Below are 20,847 nucleotides of genomic sequence, written 5' to 3' on the forward strand. Positions count from 1 at the left end.
TGGTGACTGAACATTGTCGCCTTGTCCGGTCAAGTGGATATCATACGTTCCTTTTGAGAAGATTTGATAGGAAACAAATAGAGTGAAAGTAGCTAAAACCCTTGATATTAAAGGTTTTATCCTTACTATCCATTTTAGTATAAATAATCAAAAGCTGGCAATATCATCACTAATTCAAGTCTATTTAAGCAATAATAATCAATGTGGATCGATTTGCAGTACAATATACGAAACACTAATTAGACTGTTCAACATAAAAATAAAAAACTAAGTAAGCATGTAATATTTATAGCAGACAGTTCAAAATTATTTTCTTTATTTGCAACAATAATAATTTTACTTGGGAAAAGAGAAGTATACAGTGAGGTTGAAAGGGTAGGGGCAATAGGATTTACTTCAATCGTAGTAACGATAGCAATTTATGGGCTTGGAATGCTTTTAGTAGAATCAAGTTTAATTAGTGAAGGTAGTTATATGCCTAAAGACAATCAAGAATCAGAACTAATCAAATCATTTCGATGATTATCAGAAGAACAAAAATCCGAAATTCAAAAATCAATAGACTCTAAATTAGACAAATAACTCTTAATTGTAAATATCCTAAGTAATATTGCGGACAATTAGAAAATAAAATAGAGTAGGGGAGAGAACACCTTTATTTTTATCCAAAATAAAAACTGCCATACAGGCAGTCTTTAAATTATTATTTATAAGTTAATTTCTTTTGGTAATAAACGCCGATAGGCTTTTTAGCTGTTCCCGTTTTTCCTTTTGGATACTTTGGACTTACAACGGTATAGGAACGTCTTTGATATATCAATTTCGAACTAACTGTAGCTCTTTTTACTGTTCTATTGTTAGCATTAGTAGGTACTTTATAAGACCCAGAGTAAGAAACAGAATAAGAAGATGTAACGTTAAAGCCAACGGTCAAAGAAACAATCGTTGAATTTAAGCCGAAGTCACCAGAATAAGTAGCCGAATGCTTCTTATTATAACTAAGTTTCATCGTTACTCCTGGATCACCAGCAACGCTATTGATTATAGGCCCATATGAATCACTCAATTTATAGTATTTTATTCTTCCTGCACCGTGTGTATACCATTTTCCTGGTAATCGAACAGCTCGTGGGCCTATCATACTGTCTTCTGCTTTAGATATAACCTGAACTCCTGATACTGACTCATCATTAAGAAGTTCCGTTACTTTTGCATCTAATTCTTCTTCACTTTCAAAATCCTCGTAATACAATACAATTGGGTCAATAAATTCGTCAAGAACTACTTCCTCACCATCATACAGCCCTTCATCTAGTTCGATTTCTTCATCTTCAGATAATTCGTCGTCAATTGCGATTTCCTCGTCTTCATTAAGTTCTTCATTTCGAGACTCAGCACTTGCTAAGCTGAAAGGAGGTATTGCTACGCAAAGACAAATAAGAATAACAAAAGGTTTTAATAATTTCTGATTCATCGGTATTTTCCCTCTTTTTATAATTCCGTTGGAAGATTTTGTCATGCTATAATTTAATTGTATATATAAAGTAGGGAATTACAACAATTATTTTTAAAAATTATGAGAAAATTGTTTCACGTATTGTTTGAGCCCATGAGAAGAGTGGCTACAAATCGTTCAATAGAAACAAAATTCAAGCAGTAACAGCATATATAATTGAAGTTTCGAGCGAAGGAAGTGGATAATTACAAAAAGCATTTAAGAAAGACTGAATTATGAGGAAAGGTGCTTATTTGATGAGAAAAGTAATTCTTGATATTTCGATGTCATTAGATGATTTTATCGCAGCTGTACAGCAAGGCAAAAAAGCTGCAATAGGGAAAAATGTTAGTGTTGGAATCGCTAATATTGCGCAACATGGTATGAAAGCGAAGCTACTTGATGAACTGCACCTTCATGTAGCTCCTGTTTTACTTGGCAGAGCATTCGTTTATTTGATCGGATTGGAACAGAGCAAATAATACTTGAGGATCAAGCAAGTGATTGAAGGTTTTGATGTATCCATCTGAAGTATAATCTCTTATACTAGCGTGTCTTCCGTTTTGTGCTTGGGGATAGAATCACATGAATCAGATGGGAATTATCAGCAAAAGAGAGTGGAGGGGATGTATAAACGAATTTGGTGGTTTCGTTAAGTGATCAGCTCTTTTTTATCGTTTTTTAATTTTACGATAGATTTGAGAAATAATTTTAAAGGTTATAATACATACCTGTTCAAATAGTTTTCCTAAACAAGAGGAAGTAATCCAGCCCAACATCATTATCCTTTATATTTTGTTGTAAATCGGATACGATAAAATTACCTATTATTTATTAAAGGCTTATGCAAAATGGCATTCGACTGATACAAGGAGGAATTAACTAGTGATCATTGCGATCATCTTTTTATTATTTGTCTCATTTTTCTTTTCGGGAAGTGAAACAGCGCTTACAGCAACCAATAAAATGAAGCTGCAAACAAGGGCTGCAAACGGGGATACAAAGGCAGAGAAGCTTTTACATTTGGTTTCTAAGCCGAGTGAGTTTATTACATCGATTTTAATTGGAAATAATATTGCGAATATCGTTTTGCCAACGCTGGTAACGACGCTTGCTATTCAATATGGCTTCGATGTGGCAATTGCTACAGCAATATTGACGGTTACCATTATTATATTTTCAGAGGTACTTCCAAAGTCCATTGCTGCAGCCTTTCCAGATCGTATTTCCAGCATGGTGTTTCCAATCATTCAGGTTGTTATATTCGTCTTAAAGCCAGTAACAATTGTACTTAATGCAATGACAGGATTTATTACGAGGGTACTATCAAAAGGAGAAGTCAATGATGCCTCCTTCTCAAAAGAGGAATTACGAGCAATGGTTGATATTGCCGACTCTGAGGGAATGTTTCAGCGGGACGAATCCCACCGAATAAAAGGGGTTCTTGATTTTTATAATTTAAATGTAAAAGATGTACTGAGTACACCAAGAATGGAAATTGTGGCATTACCGAATACGGCAACCTATGACGAGGTAAGAGATGTTGCAATCGAGAACCCCTATACAAGGTATCCTGTTTATGAAGGGGATATTGATACGATAGTTGGTGTTTTTCATTCGAAATACCTGTTATCATGGTCGACAGAACCTGAGATGTCCTTGCAGCATTATAGTGATTTAGAGCCACTGGTTGTTTATGAATTCCACTCGATTGAGTGGGTTTTTCGCAAAATGACAAAAGAAAAAAAGCATATCGCAATTGTGCTGGATGAATACGGTGGTACTGAAGGGATTTTAACACACGAGGATATTATTGAAGCAATGATCGGTTTGGAAATTGAAGATGAAATGGATTTGGAAAACAATGCACTTGTAGAAAAATTAACGGAAACAGAAATTATCTGTGATGGTAAAATTCCATTGTATCGATTAAATGTCATTTTTGAAACAGACATACCGGAGGAAGAGGATGTACTTGCCGGCTATTTACTGAAGGAATTCAACGATTTTCCGATTGAAGGCGACGTAATTGAAAGAGAAAATCTTACGTTTAAAATTTTGGAAATTGAAAACAGAGCGATTAAGTATGTTCAAATTATTAAATAATGAATTTGTATAGGTAGCTTTATGTAAGTTTGTTGGTGGGGTGGTATGAAATATGGGATGCTATCAGTTAGATTAAAAATCACCAATCGGAATTATTGAAATTACAGGGTCAGATGAAGGGGGTTATTCTATCTTGTTTGTCGAATGAGATAGAATAAAGAACGTGATACAGGATGAAATTCCAATAGCAATGCAAGACTGTCCCGACCAGCTAAATGTGTATTTTAAAGGAGTGCGTCAAGAATTTTCATGAGGCTTATTCACAGGTGAAATCGGGCATCGACTTTAGGTAAAGGATAGCCGACTAAACTTTAGCTAAAGCCTAACGTCGCCCTTAAAGGGGCGCGTTTCCTTTATGTCTTTCGTAGGAATGTCCGACAAGTCGCCTTCCCCACAGTTCGGGGCGCAGTCTGCACTTCACTAACCGGGCACTTGCACTTTAGTTCCTAACTTTACCATCTTAAAAAGCTATTTTAAATGCAGTAAATCAAACAATAGTATGAATTGAAATTGAACCTGTGGAAAGCCTTTAATTTCTGCAGCTTTGACAAATATATGTATATGAGATAAAATGACTGATAGTCAGTCAGTTTGTGTTTTGTAGTATTTCATGTAAGGAGGTTTTTACGTGGATAATAAAAAAGAAAAGATTATACATGCTGCAATTGATGTTTTTCAGGAGAAGGGAATTGAGAAAACGAAAGTATCCGATATTGTAAAAGGTGCTGGAATTGCGCAAGGAACGTTTTATTTATACTTTTCCTCAAAGCTTTCGGTTATGCCTGCAATAGCGGAAGTTATGGTAGAAAAAATGATGGAAGAAATGAAGGAGCGTGTAAATGAAACACGTCTATTTGATAAACAGCTTGAACAGGTTGTTGATGTTGTTTTTGATATTACGAAATCCTATCGTTCCATATTCGCCATGGTATATGCGGGTCTCGCTTCTAGTGAGTATTTACAGCAGTGGGAAAAGATTTATCAACCATACTACGAGTGGATGGGTGCTTTTTTTAAACAGGCAAAGGCAAAAGAAGTACTTCGAGACGACTTATCTATCGAGCCAAGTGTAAAGCTAGTAATTGGTTTAATTGAATCTGCAGCAGAGCAAGTTTACTTATATGATCAGCTAAGTAAAGAAGAAGCTGTTAAAAAGAAACAAGAAGTATTAGAATTTATGAAGCATGCACTGTACAAAAAACAATGAAGACCTCAAACTCAGAGGTTTTTTATGGTTAAAAATGACTGACAGTCATTCATTATATGTTGGAGGTTTTACGATGAATAAAGCATGGATTTATGTCGTGCTAACAAGCTTGTTTGAATTAATTTGGATTTATGGCTTTAATACAGCTTCAGAATGGTGGCATTGGATGCTTATAATCTCAGCTATTTTATTAGATTTGCACTTCTTATCCAAAGCGTGTGAAGGACTTCCAACCGGAACTGTATATGCGATTTTCGCTGCTGCTGGAACAGTAGGAACTGCGCTGATGGATGTTTATTTATTTGGTGGAAGTCTCAGCATCGGAAAAATTGCTTTTATGGCATTACTTGTTGTGGGTGTTATTGGATTGAAATTGTTTGATAACCCGTCAACTACAGAAGAGAAAGGGGAAGTTAACTAATGGGCTGGTTATTGATAGCTGGAGCATCTGTATTTGAGATGATTGGTGTGTTGGGCTTGCGATTATATAGTGAAAAGAAGCGGTTCCGAAATGGCTTTATTTATTTAGGTGGATTAGGAATGAGCTTTATCCTGTTATATGCATCTTTTGAGTATTTACTTGTGAGTGTTGCCTACTCTGTTTTTATAGGAATTGGAACTGCTGGAGCTGTTTTATTAAATATGCTGTTTTTTGGAGAGTCGAAAAGCATACCACGAATTATAAGCTTACTTGCTATTGTAATTGGTGTTACCGGCTTAAAAGCTTTGTCATAATCGGAATGAAACTACTAGCTATGTGCCTCTCTTTATTCATTAAGGGGGGCCATCACCTGCTTCAAAAGCTGCACCATCAAATCAATTTCATAAATACACATTTAATATTTAATGAAGTATATTCTTTCGCAGCTATTTCCATTTTACAGTATAATTAAGAAAGAATACTTTTGAAGATGGAGGTGTAAGCGAATGAAATCAATTATGGTTGAGCAATTAGTGCGTGAGTTTTCATTGGAGGTACTGGCTGGAGAAAATGAATTGAATCGGTCAATTACAAGGTTACGGACCCACCGTCCAGGTCTGGAATTTATCGGTTATTTCGATTTTTTTCCAATGGAACGTGTTCAAATCCTCGGCCAGAAGGAGATTACATATTTACACCAGCTAAGTGATTCAGAGCGGCAATTGCGGATCGGGAATGTGGTTAACTACCATCCTCCATGTTTTATTGTTACTGCTGGACAGGGTGGGCTTACTTATTTAAAACAGTATTGCACGAAAGAAAAGATTCCATTATTGCGGACAAAGGAATCTACGACAGATTTCATTGCCAAAATGGATGCATACTTGACCAAGTCCTTGGCTCCAGAAATGGCCTTGCATGGTGTTTGCCTAAATGTATTTGGGATTGGAATTTTACTCCGCGGGGAATCCGGTGTTGGAAAAAGCGAAACAGCACATACACTTATTGGTAGAGGTCATCGCCTGGTTGCAGATGATATTGTTGTTTTGAAAAAGCTAAGCCATAAGACAATCCTAGGTACCCATGATGAAAATAACAAAGAATTCCTGGCGTTAAGAAGTGTAGGCTTATTAAATGTTGTTCGTGTGTACGGAAGAAAATCTTTTCAAGAAGAAACAAGGATTGCTTTAGATATCGAGCTAACGAGATGGAAAGAAAATGCGCTAAATAATGAGCTCGAATTGGAAACAAGATTTACCGATTATATGGGTGTGCCAATTCCGCATATTCAAATTCAGCTGCAGCCAGGACGAGATGTCGCAGGATTAATCGAAGCAGCGGCAAATAATTGGTATTTAAAGCAGCAAGGCTACAGTGCTGCAGAGGATTTTATGAACCGGATTGAAAACGATAATGGGAATAATCGTTAAGAAATATTATATTATTGAAAGCTTTGAGCAGTGCAAAAACACAGGATCCATGGATTGGTTCCTGTGTTTTTTATTTACGTGATTAAATTCTGTTTTCGCCTAAGTCCACCGATTATCAGTGTGAGTATCGTAATCGCGATTAAGAGGAGAAGTTCTGACAGACCATGCAGTTCAAAGAATTGGGTAACACGTTCTTCCTTTAACATCATTTCGCCTGCTGTCCAGGCTAAGAGTGCGGCACCCAGATAAATGATAATCGGATATTTTTGTATCAGCTTTAGGATAAATTCACTTGCGGTTAGAATTATAGGGATACTGAGGATAATACCTGCTATAACAAGAATTAAGTCACTATCGGCAACCGCAGCAACAGCTAGTACATTATCCAAGCTCATAATAACGTCTGCAAAGATTATGATTGTTACAGCCTCTCTTAATGATTCACCACTTTTTACATTATCGTTTTCATGCTTGTCTACTAATAATTTGTAGGCCACGATTAAAAGCATAATGCCGCCAATTAACTGAATAAAGGGTAATTGCAGTAGGTTGATCATTAGAAAGACAAATAATATACGTAATGCAATTGCACCGAATGTCCCCCATCTAATAGCTCTTTTTTGTAAATGCTCTGGCAGATTCCTGCTTGCCATCGCAATAACGATCGCATTATCACCGCTCAGTAAAATATTAATGATCAAAATTTTTAACATTGGTTCCAGTAGCTCCAAATATGATTCCCCCTCTGCGTCGGCTTGTCCAGAAGCTTAGAAATAGCACGCCATCCCGCGCCGCTAACGCACTAAAATCCAAAATAAGCCACCATCCCACGCCGTTAACGCACCAAAGTCCAAAATAAAACACCCTCCAGCACCGTTAACGCACCAAAATCTAAAATAAGCCATCCTCCCGCGCCGCTAAGGCACCAAAGCTCAAAATAAGCCGCCCACCGCAGCTAATTCATCAAAATCCAAAGAAACTCTCCGACCAGCATGCTCACACCACCTCATCATTATCTTTATGAGAAAAAAAGCACTTAAAGAACTGTTATTTATAATGCTATTCTAAGAGATACTAGTTGTAAGGCGGACTAGGCTTGTAGACCTGTTTTATTACTTTTCCAGGGATTAAGTCGCCTTTTTGTAAAAGAAAGCTATTCTATAGATCTTTTTACTGTATAATTAAAATATTCTAAAATAAAGGGTGTGGGTGAATTGATGAAGTCAAAAACCTTTGTAAAAAGATCATTGCTTTTCCTTTTGATTGCTATTGTTGCTATTATTCCATTGGTAAATCAGGACGAGCCTCTGTTTATACAAGCATCCGATGAGCGAACAGAAATGGCATTTTCAGGAGATATGTCTATAGCAGAAAAGATGGAAGTAATCCTAGAGAATAACCGTCTTGATGGAGGGATCACGGGAGTCACGGTAAGGCACGCCGCAACTGGGGAAATCCTATTTGCCGAGAATGGAGATATCCGCCTCCATCCGGCATCCAACATGAAGCTACTTACTGCAGCAGCGGCATTGGAAACGCTTGGAGCAGATTATCGATTCCGGACCGAAGTGCTAACCGATGGCAGGCAACGGGGAGAAGTTCTACTTGGGAATCTGTATTTGAAAGGTAAAGGAGACCCGACGCTATTAAAAGCTGATCTTGATCAATTTGCTAAGGATCTAAAAGCACAGGGGATTCGTAATATTAAGGGGAGACTAATTGCTGATGACACGTGGTATGATGATGTTCGGCTTTCACAAGACCTAAATTGGTCGGATGAACCTTTTTACACGGGCGCACAAGTCTCTGCTTTAACACTTTCCCCGAATGAAGATTACGATGCGGGTACAGTGATTGTCGAAGTTACTCCTGCCAAGAAAGCGGAAGGGAAGGCACTCGTGAATGTTAGTCCAGAAACAGATTATGTAAAGATCGTGAATCGGACAAAGATGGTTCCAGCAGGAGAAACAAAGAAAATTTCGATTGAACGTGAACATGGATCAAATCGAATTATTGTGGAAGGGGACATGCCTGTAGGTGGAACGTTATCACGTTCATGGGCATCGGTATGGGAGCCGGCGGGGTATGCTTTATCCGTGTTCCGAAAAGCGTTAGAAGAACAAGGAATCAAATTTGTAGGTAGATCTGAGGAAGCATTCGAATCGGCTCCTGAGCATGCACAGGTTCTCGTCTCCAAGGATTCTATGCCGCTTTCTGAATTGCTCATTCCATTTATGAAATTAAGTAACAATGGTCATGGTGAAGTTTTAACGAAGGAAATGGGCAAAGTTGTTCATAGTGAGGGCAGCTGGGATAAGGGACTTGAGGTGATAGAGGATGTTGTAATGGAGCTTGGCGTGAATCAAGATACAATCCTACTCCGTGATGGTTCCGGAATGTCGCATAAAAATCTCATCCCATCCAATGATTTAACACAGCTTCTGTTCGAGGCACAGAATAAAGACTGGTTCCCGGCATTTCAGCAATCCCTTCCAGTTGCTGGGGTGACGGAAAGGCTCGTTGGCGGGACATTGCGCAATCGAATGACGACAGAACCTGCGAAAGGAAACGTTACTGCAAAAACTGGCTCAATAACGGGTGTTTCTACCTTATCTGGTTATGTCACAAGTCTGGACGGTGAGGAACTGATTTTCTCCATCCTTATAAACAACTATTTAGGTTCAAGTGGAAATATACAAGCGATCGAAAATGAGATTGCAACAATGCTTGCTGGACATGAATTTCAGGAATAACTTATAAAAGGCTGTTCCACTCATCATGAGCGGAACAGCCTTCCTACTTTTATCCATTAATTGCTTTTAGATCTCTGTTCAACCGTTGCTTGGCAGAAAGATGTTCCGGGGTAATCGGAATATGCTTCATGGCCTTGCCAAGTCCATAGACTGGCATGTTTCGGTAAATGGATTCATAATTCGCTACTTTTACTTCATAGGTTTCATGATAAATCCCGACCGCTTCGTTGTTTCTAACCTTCTTGTTGAAATTTTTCCATGCCTTCAGGTGTTTTTCTCCTTTTGCATACGCAAGTAAATCTTCAGTTGAACGCCAGTATTGAATCATCACTGTCGTTCGGAGACCGAAGTAGCTTTCCATTGATAAAAAACCAAGTTCCTCTTTGTTTGTATAGAGCTCCTTTATCATTCCTGGCATAGCATTAAATACGGGAAGCCACTTTTTTACAGCGAGTCGCTTATTAATTCGCATACCGATTAAGAAAACAACAATGGTATCACTATTTTCTGTTGTATAACTACCTTCGTAAATATGTTGAGCCATCATAAAACCTCCCTCTATGAAATTTTGTTAATAGTAGATTCACACCAGTCAATTGAAGCACGTGTGATTCGTTTTCCGTAGTCTAAGGTGAACAACCAATACTGTGCATCCTGGTGTCCTTGACTAGTAGTAGAAATGTTTTCTTCAATACTTTTATAAAGCAGATAACGTTCTTCTAATTGATTCTGGTAATTTTCCAGCAGATGTAATGTATGTTCCTTCAATTGATGGCGTCCAAAAAATAACTTCAGCAAGACTTCATTTCGTTCCACGGGGACCTCTTCGATTGGCTTTTCCAGCCAATCGGTTAAGACATGTTTCCCTTTCTCGGTTAGGAAATATTCGTTTCGATCGGGTTTACCCTCCTGTGTAGTGGTTTGAACGGTTGCTAACCCCTCCTCGACAATGATTTTTAATGTCGGATAAATCTGTCCATAACTGATTTTCCAGAAATGACGCAGGCTTCGATCAATGAACTGTTTGATGGAATAACCGGATCTACACTCGGTTGTTAGTATGCCAAGAATGGTGTACGTTGTGTGATTGTATTTTTTCAATGGATTCATCCTATCTAAGTGATATATATCTTTTAGATATATGATATAATAAACGGAAGAAAAGCACAAGTTAATTTTCTGAAAATTAACTTGTGAAGATGGGCCCCTCATACAATGTGTGCTATCTGCCCGTTTGGATTTAAATGCTGAAGTTTAAATCAAAAGTGCTGGACTTCGACAATGGTACGACAAGAACTATTTGGACACTGCTACGAAAAATGTGATAGGCAACAAAGTCATAAAAAAACCCTTCACTGCGTATGCAATGAAGGGTTTAATAAGTTACGCGATATAATCTTGTCGATCGACATTAGTATTCTCTTGTTTAATGTAGTAGCGCCCTTTTGTAGCAATTGCAATTACTACAGTAAGGATGGCGGCAAGAATTGCAGCAAAGAATGCAGCAGTGCTTTGCAGGAATGTACCTAAGAATCCTAAGGCAGCAATTGTTCCTAATCCACTAGCAATGACTAATGACCACACACCTACTGGATTCCATTTATGCAAGTTCTCTTGTCTTGCCTCGTAATAGCCTGGTCCAATTTTCAAGATGCGCTTCACAACAACGGCATCTGTAACTAAAATAGCAGCCCAAGTTAAGAGGAATACCCCTTGGAAGGTCATTACTACTTCTAAGTGATTCACAATGCCTACAAGCATTAATATCATAGAAGCAACCCCGGTTACAACAACCCAGAAACGGCGACCTGGCGTAAATTTGAAAATGTTTTCAAAGAAATTCGAAAGCGACAAGGATCCACTATATATGTTCGTAATGTTAATTCGTACTTGTGTAAGAATCGTGAATAAAGCGCCCCAAATTCCGAGTAGCAATACGATATAAACACCTGGGTTAGGTTCACCTAGACGAACACCAAACCAGATTCCAAGTCCGCCCATTACTCCAAAACAGAAAATCTGAGGGATAAATCCGATGGCAAATATTCCGAGTTTCATATCTTTAGGTTTTAAGAAACGTGCATAGTCGGACGCTAGTAATGGAGTTAGTCCCATAATACCGTGTTGCATACCGATACATAGTAATAATGCTGTTCCACCAACTTGAACGCCCTCAGGCATATAAGACCAGAAGGTTCCTTCGTACAAGGAAGGTGTACGTGTAGCCATTACAATTGCTGCTGCAAGAAAAATAAAGAAGATTGGCAGTGACCATTTTTGTAGCTTATCTAATTGCTTGATTCCAAACCAGTTTAAGGGGATAACAATGGAACCAAAGACTACGATTAATACCCACTCTGGGACAGCAGGCATAAAATAGTGGACTGCAGCGACTAAAATCATGCCTTCTAGCGCGCAGTACATAATAAAATTAGTGGCGTAAATAAATGAGGTCAAAGAGGCGCCAATATAGCCAAACCCACCACCTCTGGATAATAAATTCACGTTCATTCCTGATTTAGCAGATAAATAAGCGATAAACGTTCCCAAAATTCCAGCGACAATGATTGCGTAAATTGCTGATATAATTGCGTTAACTGCACCAAATTGCAGTGCCATGACACTTCCCATTTGGAAGTAGAAGATTGCGGTGGCAATTCCAAATGTAATATTCGTAATACTTAACCATCCCATATTTCTTTTCTCACGAGGTACCCGGTCTAATGAGTAGTCATCACTATTATTATCCTCGACTTTGTGATCTGTAGTGTTAACAGATCTCATACATATCATCTCCTATCCTTTTGTGAATTTATTCACAATGTGTATTCGTAGAATGAAGGCCATTTACAAAAAAGCACCTAAATAAAATTATAACATTTTTTGAGTGGAAAAGCAAAATTTCCGAACGTATCATGGGTTGGAACAGAAAAATCACATTAAAATACGTTCTTTTATATAAAAAAACTTGCTTATTCAAAAGGAATGTGTCGATAAACGGAAATTAGTTAAAATGTGCTATATTAGTATATGGGAAAAAGAGACTATTCATAATTATTTTCTGAGTTTAAATAACTACTAAAGGGGAGCGCTAGACGGAGATGATTCATACAAATTTAAAAGTTATTGTCGTAGTCACTGGGGCAATCTTGCTTCTCATCTTATCTGTTTTTTACCTGTGGGAAAAAAGGGAGAAGGCTGTAGCGAAAGACGAGGAAATGGATGCTGGCATGGCGGATATATCTTATGGTGAATTAGAAATAAAAGATTACCTGCTTCCGCTAGAAAACTCGGAAACGCGTTCAACACCAATTAGCCATGTGATGCTTCATTTTAGTAGTAACGTTACAGAAAAGCCGCACACTCCATATCAGGTAGAGGATACCCATAAGATTTTTATAGATTATGGTGTTTCCGCGCATTATGTGATAGATCGGGAAGGAGTAATTTACAAGTTTGTACAAGAGGATCGTATTGCTTATCATGCAGGTTCAGGGAGCTTGTCGCGTTTTCCAGCGTATGAAAATAAATTGAATGCCTATTCGATTGGAATTGAGCTGCTGGCTATTGGAACGAAGGAAGAAATGTCCACCTTTATTACAGAAGATACATACGATGCGCTTGACAATTCTTTTATCGGATATACAGATGCACAATATGAGTCGCTAAAAAGCTTACTACATACCATTCATGATCGATACCCAGAGGTCAAAAGGGATAGGGAGCATGTTATCGGTCACGATGAATATGCTCCAGATCGAAAAAATGATCCTGGTTCACTATTTGATTGGGGTAGAATAGGATATTAGGATTTGGATCAGGTTCGGTCAGCAAGTTTAATAATACTACCAAGCTCCGAGGTAAATGTTCTACCAATCGAAAAAGACGATGGATATTACTCCATCGTCTTTCATTCTATCGAATTCTTGCAATAATCCCAGCTTCATCATCTAATTCGAGCTTAATGCCAGCAAATGGGTCCTCATTTAAAAATTCATCAAGCCATAGTCGTAACGCTTCGATAATATTTCCTGTAACCAAAACTTGCTTACGACCGCCGGCGAATGCTTCAGCAGAGAAGCCAGTATCATCGTCATACATCAGCTCTACTTCCACTTCATCTGGCTCAACTTGCTTTTTGCGAGCGGTATACACACAAATGGCATTAATAATATCCTGTTCTGAAAGAATTAGCTTCTCCATGGATTTGCATCCTCATCCTTTTTCTTCTTCGTGAAGAAGGTGAAAATTTTACGGACAATCGCAAAGAGAATAACAATTGCTAGAATGTTTACAGCTAGTCCTACTAAAGAACCGAGCATGCCTAAGTTTCCTAATAAACCACCAAATAGCAGCCCAGCAAGACCTCCTAGCATGAGCCCTTTCATAAGACCGCCTGACATCAATCCACCGCTTTTATTTGTATTCGTGGTTGATTTACTATTGTTGTTCTTATTGTTTTGAAAAAGAGAGTTATTGTTGTTTGTGTTGCTTTTGTTTGAATTGAAATTGAAGCCTTTCTTTCCAGATTTATAGGATTTTGCTTCAACCGTAATGGTGTGATCTTGAAAAATAATATTTCCAATTGGTGAAAATAGAAGTGTTGCGGTAATCAAAGCTGTTAAAATCTTCTTCATTTCTTTAATCTCCTTCATAAATTGTATCATAGTCTATTATACTATAATTTATTGTATTGCACGATTTTAAAAGGCATCCAGATAAGTTATCTGAACGCCTTTATCAGGTGTAGGCTTCTTCCTAAGAAGCTCGCTTCCAGTCCGAAACATCAATTTCCAGTGGGATATTACTTGCTCTTGCTTTCTTAGCGGCCATAAAGAACAATAGGACAATGATTGCTGCTCCGGTAAATCCGCCAGCCCATGAAATGTTCATTGGTAAATTAAATCCTATTGGCTGTGATAAAATATAGGTAATTACCATCACGAGCATGAATGTTCCAGGGATTAATGCCACAAAGTAGTTTTTCCGTGCTATATATAGATACATCGCTCCTACAAAAAGTGCAATGACGGCTGTTGATTGGTTTGCCCAGTTGAAATATCGCCACAATAAGTTAAAGTCAATCTGTGTTAAGACAGCGGAAACGACGAAAAGTGGTACGGCAATCCACATGCGACTTGAAAACTTTTTCTGTGCGATGTTTAAGTAATCTGCGATAATCATCCGTGCACTTCGGAATGCAGTATCTCCGGAAGTGATTGGTAGAACAACGACACCAAGTACAGCAAGCGTTCCACCGATTGCACCTAGAAGAATAGTTGATGACTCACTAACAATTGCTCCGGGGCCACCAGCTGCTAAGATTTCATTCAATCCGTTATAGCCATTGAACATACTCATTGCCGCAGCAGCCCAAATCATTGCGATGATTCCTTCTGCAATCATCATGCCATAGAAAATTTTACGGCCTTCTTTTTCCCTTTTGGTTGTACGGGAAATAATTGGTGTTTGTGTCGCATGGAATCCAGACAGCGCACCACAAGAAATAGTGAAAAATAGCAGTGGGAAAATAGCTGCCCCTTCAGGATGGAAATTCTGGAAGGAAAGCTCTGGAATTGGTGCATTTGTAGCAACTAAACCTATCCCTACACCAAGTGCACTAATTAACAGCAAGGCACCAAAATACGGGTATAAGCGTCCAATTACTTTATCTACCGGAAGTAGTGTAGCGATAATATAATAAGCAAAAATAGCTACGATAAAGATCCATAATGCCACACTTCCATCTGTGAGCAGGTGAAGCAAGCTGGCTGGTGTGGAAACAAATACCGTACCAACTAATAATAAAAGCAGAACAGCAAAGCCATTTACGACATGCTTCATAACCTTTCCAAGAAACTTACTGGCAAGCTCTGGCAAATGAGCGCCACGATTTCGGATAGAAATCATTCCTGTCAAATAATCATGAACTGCCCCTGCAAAAATACACCCGACAACAATCCAAATAAATGCTGCTGGTCCATAAAGTGCACCCATAATTGGACCAAATACGGGGCCTGTCCCAGCGATATTCAGTAGCTGTATGAGTGAATTCTTTGGTGTGCTCATCGGAATATAGTCCACACCATCACTGTTTACATAGGCAGGTGTTGGACGCTCATCTTTAACACCGAAGAGCTTTTCAATAAATTTCCCATACGTAAAATAACCAATAATTAATAGTGCAATACCTGCAAGAAATGTATACAACCTGCGTCTCCTCCTTTTATGAATCCGGTTTCATAATAGTATAAAAGAATCAAAGGACAGTAGGGGAGAATTGGGCGTAAAAGGTAATCATTTCGAATTATCATGTCAGCTGACTGGATTAAGATGCAAGTTGTTAGATTTCCAGTCGACTACGTAATGCTTTTACATAATTTCTACTTACAGATAACGTATCGTCACTTCCTTCTAATTGTAAGTGGTATGCACCGTTAAACCATGGGGTAAGTCGTGTGACATACTCTAAATTGACTAAGAAGCTTTTATGAATTCGAAAGAAACCATACGTTAGAAGTCTAGTTTCTAAGTCTTTAAGGGCAATCTTTGTTTCAAATTCGCCGCTCTTGGTAACGAGCTTGGTTCGTTTATCGCTTCTCGACATATATAAAATATCCTCGGGTTCAACATAAAAGATATCTCCGTCTGCTTCTACAGCAAGTTTTCCGGCCTGTTTTCCTGTATCTGCTTCAATTGTTGCTCCGAGTTTTTTTTCAATCCGTTCGATTGTCTCCTGTAATTGCTCTTCATCATAAGGCTTAAGTAAATAATCCACCGCATTATAGCGAAACGCCTCGGCAGCAAACTGTGGATACGCGGTAGCAAAGACAACCAATGGTGCTTTTTTAAGTTCCTTGATTGCTTTTGCTGTTTCCATTCCACTCATTTTTGGCATTTCCACATCAAGAAAGACGACATCTGGCTGATGCTGAATCGTCTTCATAATAGCTGTTTCCCCTGATTCCGCTTCTTCGATAACTTGAAGGTGGGGAAAGTTACCTAATAAATGCTTTAATTCCTTTCGGTTGTAAGGCTCATCATCAACGACGAGTGCTCGGATTAACTGATCCACTGTTTCTTAACCTCCTCATACGGTAGAGTGAAATGAATTTTCGTACCGCTCTCGATACTGCTTGTTACATGAAGTGATGCATGCTGTCCAAACATCATACTCAGCCTTCGATTAACATTATAAAGTGCTAGGCCGCTTCCAGTTTCAGAATCAATTGGTGCTTGATGTATCTTGGCTGCTGCCGCTTTACTCATTCCTTTTCCATTATCCTCGATGCTAATATAAATAACTTCTCGTTGCTTCTTCATCACGATTTCCAGGTTACAATTACTTTCTTTATCTTTAAATCCATGGGTGATCGCATTCTCAACGATTGGCTGAAGCGTGAGCGGTGGAATATGGTGCGAAAGGATATCCTTTTCGATCGTATAGTTCACGTTTAATTTATCGTAAAACCGCTCTTTATTTAATGCTAAATAGGCTTTCACGTGCTTCAATTCTTGCTCCAGTGTAGTTACTTCCTGTGTTGTAGCGGATAAATTTTGCCGGAGGAAATGCGATAACGAAACAAGCATTTTCCGTGCTTTAGCTGGGTTAAGGCGAATCAATGAAACAATTGTGTTTAATGTATTGAATAGAAAATGCGGGCTGATTTGTGCTTGCAACGCTTTTATTTCGGCATCTTTTGCTAGCTGATATGCCCTGTCTGCGTGTGCCACTTCAAGCTGGTGACTCATCATCGAACTCAGGCCTTTGATAAGTTCGATATTCACATTCGTCAGATCATTTTCAGACTGGAAGTAAAATTTTAATGTGCCAATTGTTTCACCGCGCTGCTTTAAGGGTGCGATAACGGCTGCTCCAAGAGGACAGCCTTCTACCGAGCAATGAATCGAATCTGGGTTGGCAATAAGAATTTCACCGCGCTTAATGGCATCGAGTGTAATCTGCGTCTGGATTGGCTTTTCTTTTTGATGATGATCATGTCCAAGACCAACATGTGCAAGTATTTCGGTTTTATTCGTTATGGAAACGGCACTTGTTTTTAGTTCGTTATGAATAATACGGCACACTGCATCCGCGGAATTAATATGGAGCCCGCTTTGCAGATGTGCAAGCGTCATATCGGCAATTCGTAATGTTTTTTGGGCTTGCATGGCGCTTGCCTTTTCTTCTTCACGGAGGACACTTTTGATTACTAAAAGAACAAGGACCGTGCCCATTCCATTCGCTACAATCATCGGAACACCGATGATATTTACTAAAGCCCACGCTTGCTCCACAGGACGTGCGACGAGGACAATGATAAGCATTTGGATTGTCTCTGCTAATGCCCCAATTAAGAAGGCACTACGCAGCTTTATACGCTTGTTTTTCTTATGAAACAGACTTGCTAGAATGCCTGCAATGATGGTAGCTATTCCACAAGCAATGGCTGTGAAACCACCTAATGTAAATCGATGCAGACCAGCAATAAGCCCTGCGCCAATACCGACCTTAGGACCACCGAGCAGGCCGGCAATCACAATGCCGATCACTCTTGAGTTGGCAAGTGCTTCTTCGGTCGTCAAATCGGTTGCCCAGCGGTTAAATTGGAGGCTTTCTGTGCTTAAGCTCAATCCTGTATATGTACCAATAATCCCAAAGGATCCAAAGAAAATAATGGCGGTAAGCTGCTGCTTCCGATTAAGCTGATCTTGATAAAACATGTTCCGGAAAAAGTGAAATCTCGTTAAAATAAAGGCGATTGTTACAATAATTCCCACGCGTTCTACCAATGTCACCAATAATTCGAACATCGAAAGCCTCCTTTTTACAATTGAAATCAAGTGAATAGGTAAGGGTTTTCAATAAGTATAACAGGTTCGGATATGTTTGAAAATTGGGGAATAAGATACATTTTGGGGTTGCATTCCAATTTTTCTTAGGTGCGCATGCTCTCACTTCCCATATGGTTAAAAGCCTATAATTTTAAGGGAATCGGGAAGGCAACATAAAAAGGCATTCACCTAAAAGCATGGTGAATGCCAAGATTTCTAATCTACTGTCAGCAGTGCATGAAGGCTCCGGAAGAAATCAGGAAAGAAACCGCCTTATAAAACTGAACCCTTTGCTTTCGGATGAGCATTTCGTTATTTTATGCGATATGATGATGCTAGTACAACGGTTCGTCTCACTCAGTGGGCGATTTGTTTAACCTTGCATCTCCAAAGACCTGATCAATTCCTCGCAAACTCACCATCAATCTCAACAGTTTCAAACACATTAATAAAGGCCTTTTCATCATGAGATCGAACAATCTCTTTAATTTTTAATGTTTCATAGCGGGTAACGACCATCATCAAAATTTGCTTTGATTCATTGGTGTAGCCACCATACCCATCCGTAATCGTAATGCCTCGGTAAATGGATTTCAGTAATTCCTTGCGTATCGCCTCGCCCTTTGTTGTGACAATCTGCATTGTTAATTTAATATGACTCGTGTGAATTTTATCAATCATTCTACCGGTTAAATAAATCGAAAGCAGTGTATATAATGCAATGTTCCAATTGAAAATCATGCCAGAAAAAAGCACAATAACGCCATTCATTCCAGTAAGCAGTAATCCTACACTGAAATTACTGGTGCGTGAAATAATCATTGCGATAATATCGAATCCTCCGGACGTTGCGGAGAATTTCATAACGACACCAATCCCAATACCGCCAAGCACACCTCCGAAAATGGCAGATAGTAAAATATTGTCTGTCAGACTTATGACGGGTAATACATATAAGAAGATGGATAGTGTTACAACACAAACGAGCGTATTTATTGTAATTTCCTTACCGAGCTTATAGTAGCCAAGAATAAGAATTGGGATATTCAAAACAAGATTAAATACTCCTGTATCAAATGGGGTGAGCAATCCAAGTAAAATAGCAATTCCACTAACGCCGCTGCTCAAAATTTCAAATGGAACTAGGAAAAAGTTAAAGGCTATTGCCACAAGCAGGGACCCAGCGATTACCATTATATTTTTCTTCATTTATTGGAACCTCCTAAATATATGATGTGAATTCTTGATGATGGACGACCGTTTTAAACCACCACAACATCTTATCTGAAAACACACCCGTTGTCAGCACTTTTTTAACTTAGTTTTCGCTTTTTGTTACGAAATCATGAATTTATTCTTTTAACCGATTCTAGAAGGCACTCTTGGAGTGTGGTAAGATTTGAGTTAAGGAGATTGTTTTTGAAATGGAGGATTCAAATGCACAGCACGATTCAAACGTATTTTGCCAATTTAAATAATGAAGATAAGCAAGTTCAATATGAAGCATTTATGCAACTTCTTGCTGCTACAGAGGTTGAGGTAGATTGGGCTTATGAAGTGTGGGATGAACTGGTAGCAGGACTAACTTCATCCGATAATCATACACGTTCGAGATATGCGCAGCTTTTAGCAGGACTTGCTATAAGTGATCCGGAAAAGCGGATATTAACCGATTTTTCGAAGCTATGGCAGGTGACGAAGGACCCAAAAACAGTTACAGCACGACACAGTCTGCAAGCAATCTGGAAAGTAGGCTTAGCTGGCGAAGAACAGAAAGCGCTCGTCATGAATCACTTTATGGAGCGGTTTACGATGTGTGAGGGGGAGAAAAACTATACATTAGTTCGCTTCGATATTATTCAGGCGATGCGGAATTTGTATGAACACGTACAGGATGAGATGATAAAAGAGAAGGCGTTTGAGCTAATCAATCAAGAGGATGATGTAAAGTATCAGAGGAAGTATGCAAAGGTATGGAAGTAAGTCGTGTGTTGCTTTTGTCCACATAGGAGGGGGAAGAGATGGAAGGTTTTCGTGGTTTCATTATATTGACACTTGTTTTCATAATTGTCATTTTGGTCATTGCATTCCTTTTTAAAGCGAAAAAACTGCTAGTTCCGATTATAATCAATATTTTAAGTGTCGTACTCGTTGTGATCAGCTTGATGTTTGGAGGATGGGAAGGGATGGGGCTAGGCTTTATCAGTGTGTCTCTTTATTTAGCTTCGATTATTGTTTTCCTAATGATCGGGTTTCGATATCTTCTAAGCAAATAATGGTCGTATTATTAATCATCGTACAATTTGTAATTGAAAAGCAGTGAAGCCTGTAAAGAGGTTCACTGCCATTCGTATTATTTAGAAATAGAGAGGTAAGTAATAAAACATATCATATACAGACTAAATAGGATGGTCATCCATTTAGATGATTTTCGACCTGTACTAAAAATACCCTTTATACCATTATTTAAAATGCTTGTGATGAGTATGATTATAGCACCAGCAAATGAGAGCATTGCAACGATGAAAAAGAATTCTTCCATAGTACACCCACTTTTATATATTTTTTAGGTTGGCCTAGTAGGGACAAGGAACAAGGGT

Annotated in this window: 21 protein-coding genes; 10 read left to right on the forward strand and 11 right to left on the reverse strand. The window is 38.7% G+C overall.

Annotated features, from left to right (window positions below; genetic code table 11):
• Positions 1-703 precede the first annotated feature (703 nt).
• Complete coding sequence (locus D1B32_RS00600; protein ID WP_118888340.1) at positions 704-1,474, reverse strand: hypothetical protein; 771 nt, start codon at positions 1,472-1,474, stop codon at positions 704-706.
• A 278-nt stretch (positions 1,475-1,752) separates the two neighbouring features.
• On the opposite strand from D1B32_RS00600, the gene D1B32_RS00605 reads away from it, so the two are divergent.
• From D1B32_RS00605 to hprK, 6 genes are all read left to right on the forward strand, one after another.
• A complete protein-coding gene (locus D1B32_RS00605) occupies positions 1,753-1,977 on the forward strand; it encodes a dihydrofolate reductase family protein (RefSeq protein WP_118888341.1) in 225 nt (74 codons plus the stop codon).
• Between the two features lie 403 nt (positions 1,978-2,380).
• Positions 2,381-3,601 carry a hemolysin family protein gene (locus D1B32_RS00610; RefSeq protein ID WP_095310399.1) on the forward strand — a complete coding sequence of 407 codons (1,221 nt, stop codon included), beginning with the start codon at positions 2,381-2,383 and terminating at the stop codon, positions 3,599-3,601.
• A 628-nt stretch (positions 3,602-4,229) separates the two neighbouring features.
• Positions 4,230-4,808: a TetR/AcrR family transcriptional regulator gene (locus tag D1B32_RS00615; protein WP_118888342.1), complete on the forward strand. Its 579-nt coding sequence runs from the start codon at positions 4,230-4,232 to the stop codon at positions 4,806-4,808.
• Between the two features lie 73 nt (positions 4,809-4,881).
• Complete coding sequence (locus D1B32_RS00620; RefSeq protein WP_118888343.1) at positions 4,882-5,229, forward strand: DMT family transporter; 348 nt, start codon at positions 4,882-4,884, stop codon at positions 5,227-5,229.
• Complete coding sequence (locus D1B32_RS00625; RefSeq protein WP_095310405.1) at positions 5,229-5,543, forward strand: DMT family transporter; 315 nt, start codon at positions 5,229-5,231, stop codon at positions 5,541-5,543. Before D1B32_RS00620 ends, D1B32_RS00625 begins: the two co-directional genes overlap by 1 nt.
• Positions 5,544-5,735: 192 nt before the next feature.
• Positions 5,736-6,659: an HPr(Ser) kinase/phosphatase gene (hprK, locus tag D1B32_RS00630; protein ID WP_095310407.1), complete on the forward strand. Its 924-nt coding sequence runs from the start codon at positions 5,736-5,738 to the stop codon at positions 6,657-6,659.
• Positions 6,660-6,733: 74 nt separating this feature from the next.
• On the opposite strand, the gene D1B32_RS00635 is transcribed toward hprK, so the two are convergent.
• Positions 6,734-7,390, reverse strand: a complete 657-nt coding sequence (locus D1B32_RS00635) for a TerC family protein (RefSeq protein ID WP_118888344.1) — start codon at positions 7,388-7,390, stop codon at positions 6,734-6,736.
• Between the two features lie 486 nt (positions 7,391-7,876).
• On the opposite strand from D1B32_RS00635, the gene dacB reads away from it, so the two are divergent.
• Positions 7,877-9,412 carry a D-alanyl-D-alanine carboxypeptidase/D-alanyl-D-alanine endopeptidase gene (dacB, locus tag D1B32_RS00640; RefSeq protein WP_118888345.1) on the forward strand — a complete coding sequence of 512 codons (1,536 nt, stop codon included), beginning with the start codon at positions 7,877-7,879 and terminating at the stop codon, positions 9,410-9,412.
• Between the two features lie 49 nt (positions 9,413-9,461).
• Here dacB and D1B32_RS00645 read toward each other — a convergent pair whose 3' ends face one another.
• The 3 genes from D1B32_RS00645 to D1B32_RS00655 all read right to left on the reverse strand — a co-directional run bounded on the left by D1B32_RS00645 (position 9,462) and on the right by D1B32_RS00655 (position 12,196).
• On the reverse strand, positions 9,462-9,956 hold the full coding sequence (locus D1B32_RS00645; protein ID WP_118888346.1) for a DUF4188 domain-containing protein: 495 nt from the start codon (positions 9,954-9,956) through the stop codon (positions 9,462-9,464).
• Between the two features lie 14 nt (positions 9,957-9,970).
• Positions 9,971-10,513 carry a PadR family transcriptional regulator gene (locus tag D1B32_RS00650; protein WP_118888347.1) on the reverse strand — a complete coding sequence of 181 codons (543 nt, stop codon included), beginning with the start codon at positions 10,511-10,513 and terminating at the stop codon, positions 9,971-9,973.
• Between the two features lie 282 nt (positions 10,514-10,795).
• Positions 10,796-12,196 (reverse strand): purine-cytosine permease family protein, encoded by a 1,401-nt coding sequence (locus D1B32_RS00655; protein WP_118888348.1) that lies wholly within the window; start codon positions 12,194-12,196, stop codon positions 10,796-10,798.
• Positions 12,197-12,513: 317 nt separating this feature from the next.
• Between D1B32_RS00655 and D1B32_RS00660 the strand changes: the two genes are divergently transcribed.
• Positions 12,514-13,221, forward strand: coding sequence for an N-acetylmuramoyl-L-alanine amidase (locus tag D1B32_RS00660; protein WP_240033692.1), 708 nt, complete (start codon positions 12,514-12,516; stop codon positions 13,219-13,221).
• A 106-nt stretch (positions 13,222-13,327) separates the two neighbouring features.
• On the opposite strand, the gene D1B32_RS00665 is transcribed toward D1B32_RS00660, so the two are convergent.
• From D1B32_RS00665 to D1B32_RS00690, 6 genes are all read right to left on the reverse strand, one after another.
• Positions 13,328-13,615 carry a YxcD family protein gene (locus D1B32_RS00665; protein WP_095310420.1) on the reverse strand — a complete coding sequence of 96 codons (288 nt, stop codon included), beginning with the start codon at positions 13,613-13,615 and terminating at the stop codon, positions 13,328-13,330.
• Positions 13,603-14,049 carry a hypothetical protein gene (locus D1B32_RS00670; protein WP_095310437.1) on the reverse strand — a complete coding sequence of 149 codons (447 nt, stop codon included), beginning with the start codon at positions 14,047-14,049 and terminating at the stop codon, positions 13,603-13,605. Before D1B32_RS00670 ends, D1B32_RS00665 begins: the two co-directional genes overlap by 13 nt.
• A gap of 121 nt (positions 14,050-14,170) precedes the next feature.
• Positions 14,171-15,622, reverse strand: a complete 1,452-nt coding sequence (locus D1B32_RS00675; protein WP_118888349.1) for a carbon starvation CstA family protein — start codon at positions 15,620-15,622, stop codon at positions 14,171-14,173.
• A 133-nt stretch (positions 15,623-15,755) separates the two neighbouring features.
• Positions 15,756-16,487, reverse strand: a complete 732-nt coding sequence (locus D1B32_RS00680; protein WP_118888350.1) for a LytR/AlgR family response regulator transcription factor — start codon at positions 16,485-16,487, stop codon at positions 15,756-15,758.
• Entirely contained in the window at positions 16,475-18,226 is a 1,752-nt protein-coding gene (locus tag D1B32_RS00685) for a sensor histidine kinase (protein ID WP_118888351.1), read from the reverse strand. Before D1B32_RS00685 ends, D1B32_RS00680 begins: the two co-directional genes overlap by 13 nt.
• Positions 18,227-18,646: 420 nt before the next feature.
• Positions 18,647-19,456 (reverse strand): YitT family protein, encoded by an 810-nt coding sequence (locus D1B32_RS00690; RefSeq protein ID WP_095310445.1) that lies wholly within the window; start codon positions 19,454-19,456, stop codon positions 18,647-18,649.
• A 228-nt stretch (positions 19,457-19,684) separates the two neighbouring features.
• Here D1B32_RS00690 and D1B32_RS00695 point away from each other — a divergent pair, with 228 nt between their 5' ends.
• Positions 19,685-20,230 (forward strand): hypothetical protein, encoded by a 546-nt coding sequence (locus D1B32_RS00695; protein WP_118888352.1) that lies wholly within the window; start codon positions 19,685-19,687, stop codon positions 20,228-20,230.
• A gap of 38 nt (positions 20,231-20,268) precedes the next feature.
• Positions 20,269-20,523, forward strand: coding sequence for a YesK family protein (locus D1B32_RS00700; RefSeq protein WP_095310450.1), 255 nt, complete (start codon positions 20,269-20,271; stop codon positions 20,521-20,523).
• The last annotated feature ends 324 nt before the right edge of the window (positions 20,524-20,847 follow it).

It is taken from the genome of Oceanobacillus profundus (genome assembly GCF_003515705.1).
GTDB lineage: Bacteria > Bacillota > Bacilli > Bacillales > Amphibacillaceae > Oceanobacillus > Oceanobacillus profundus.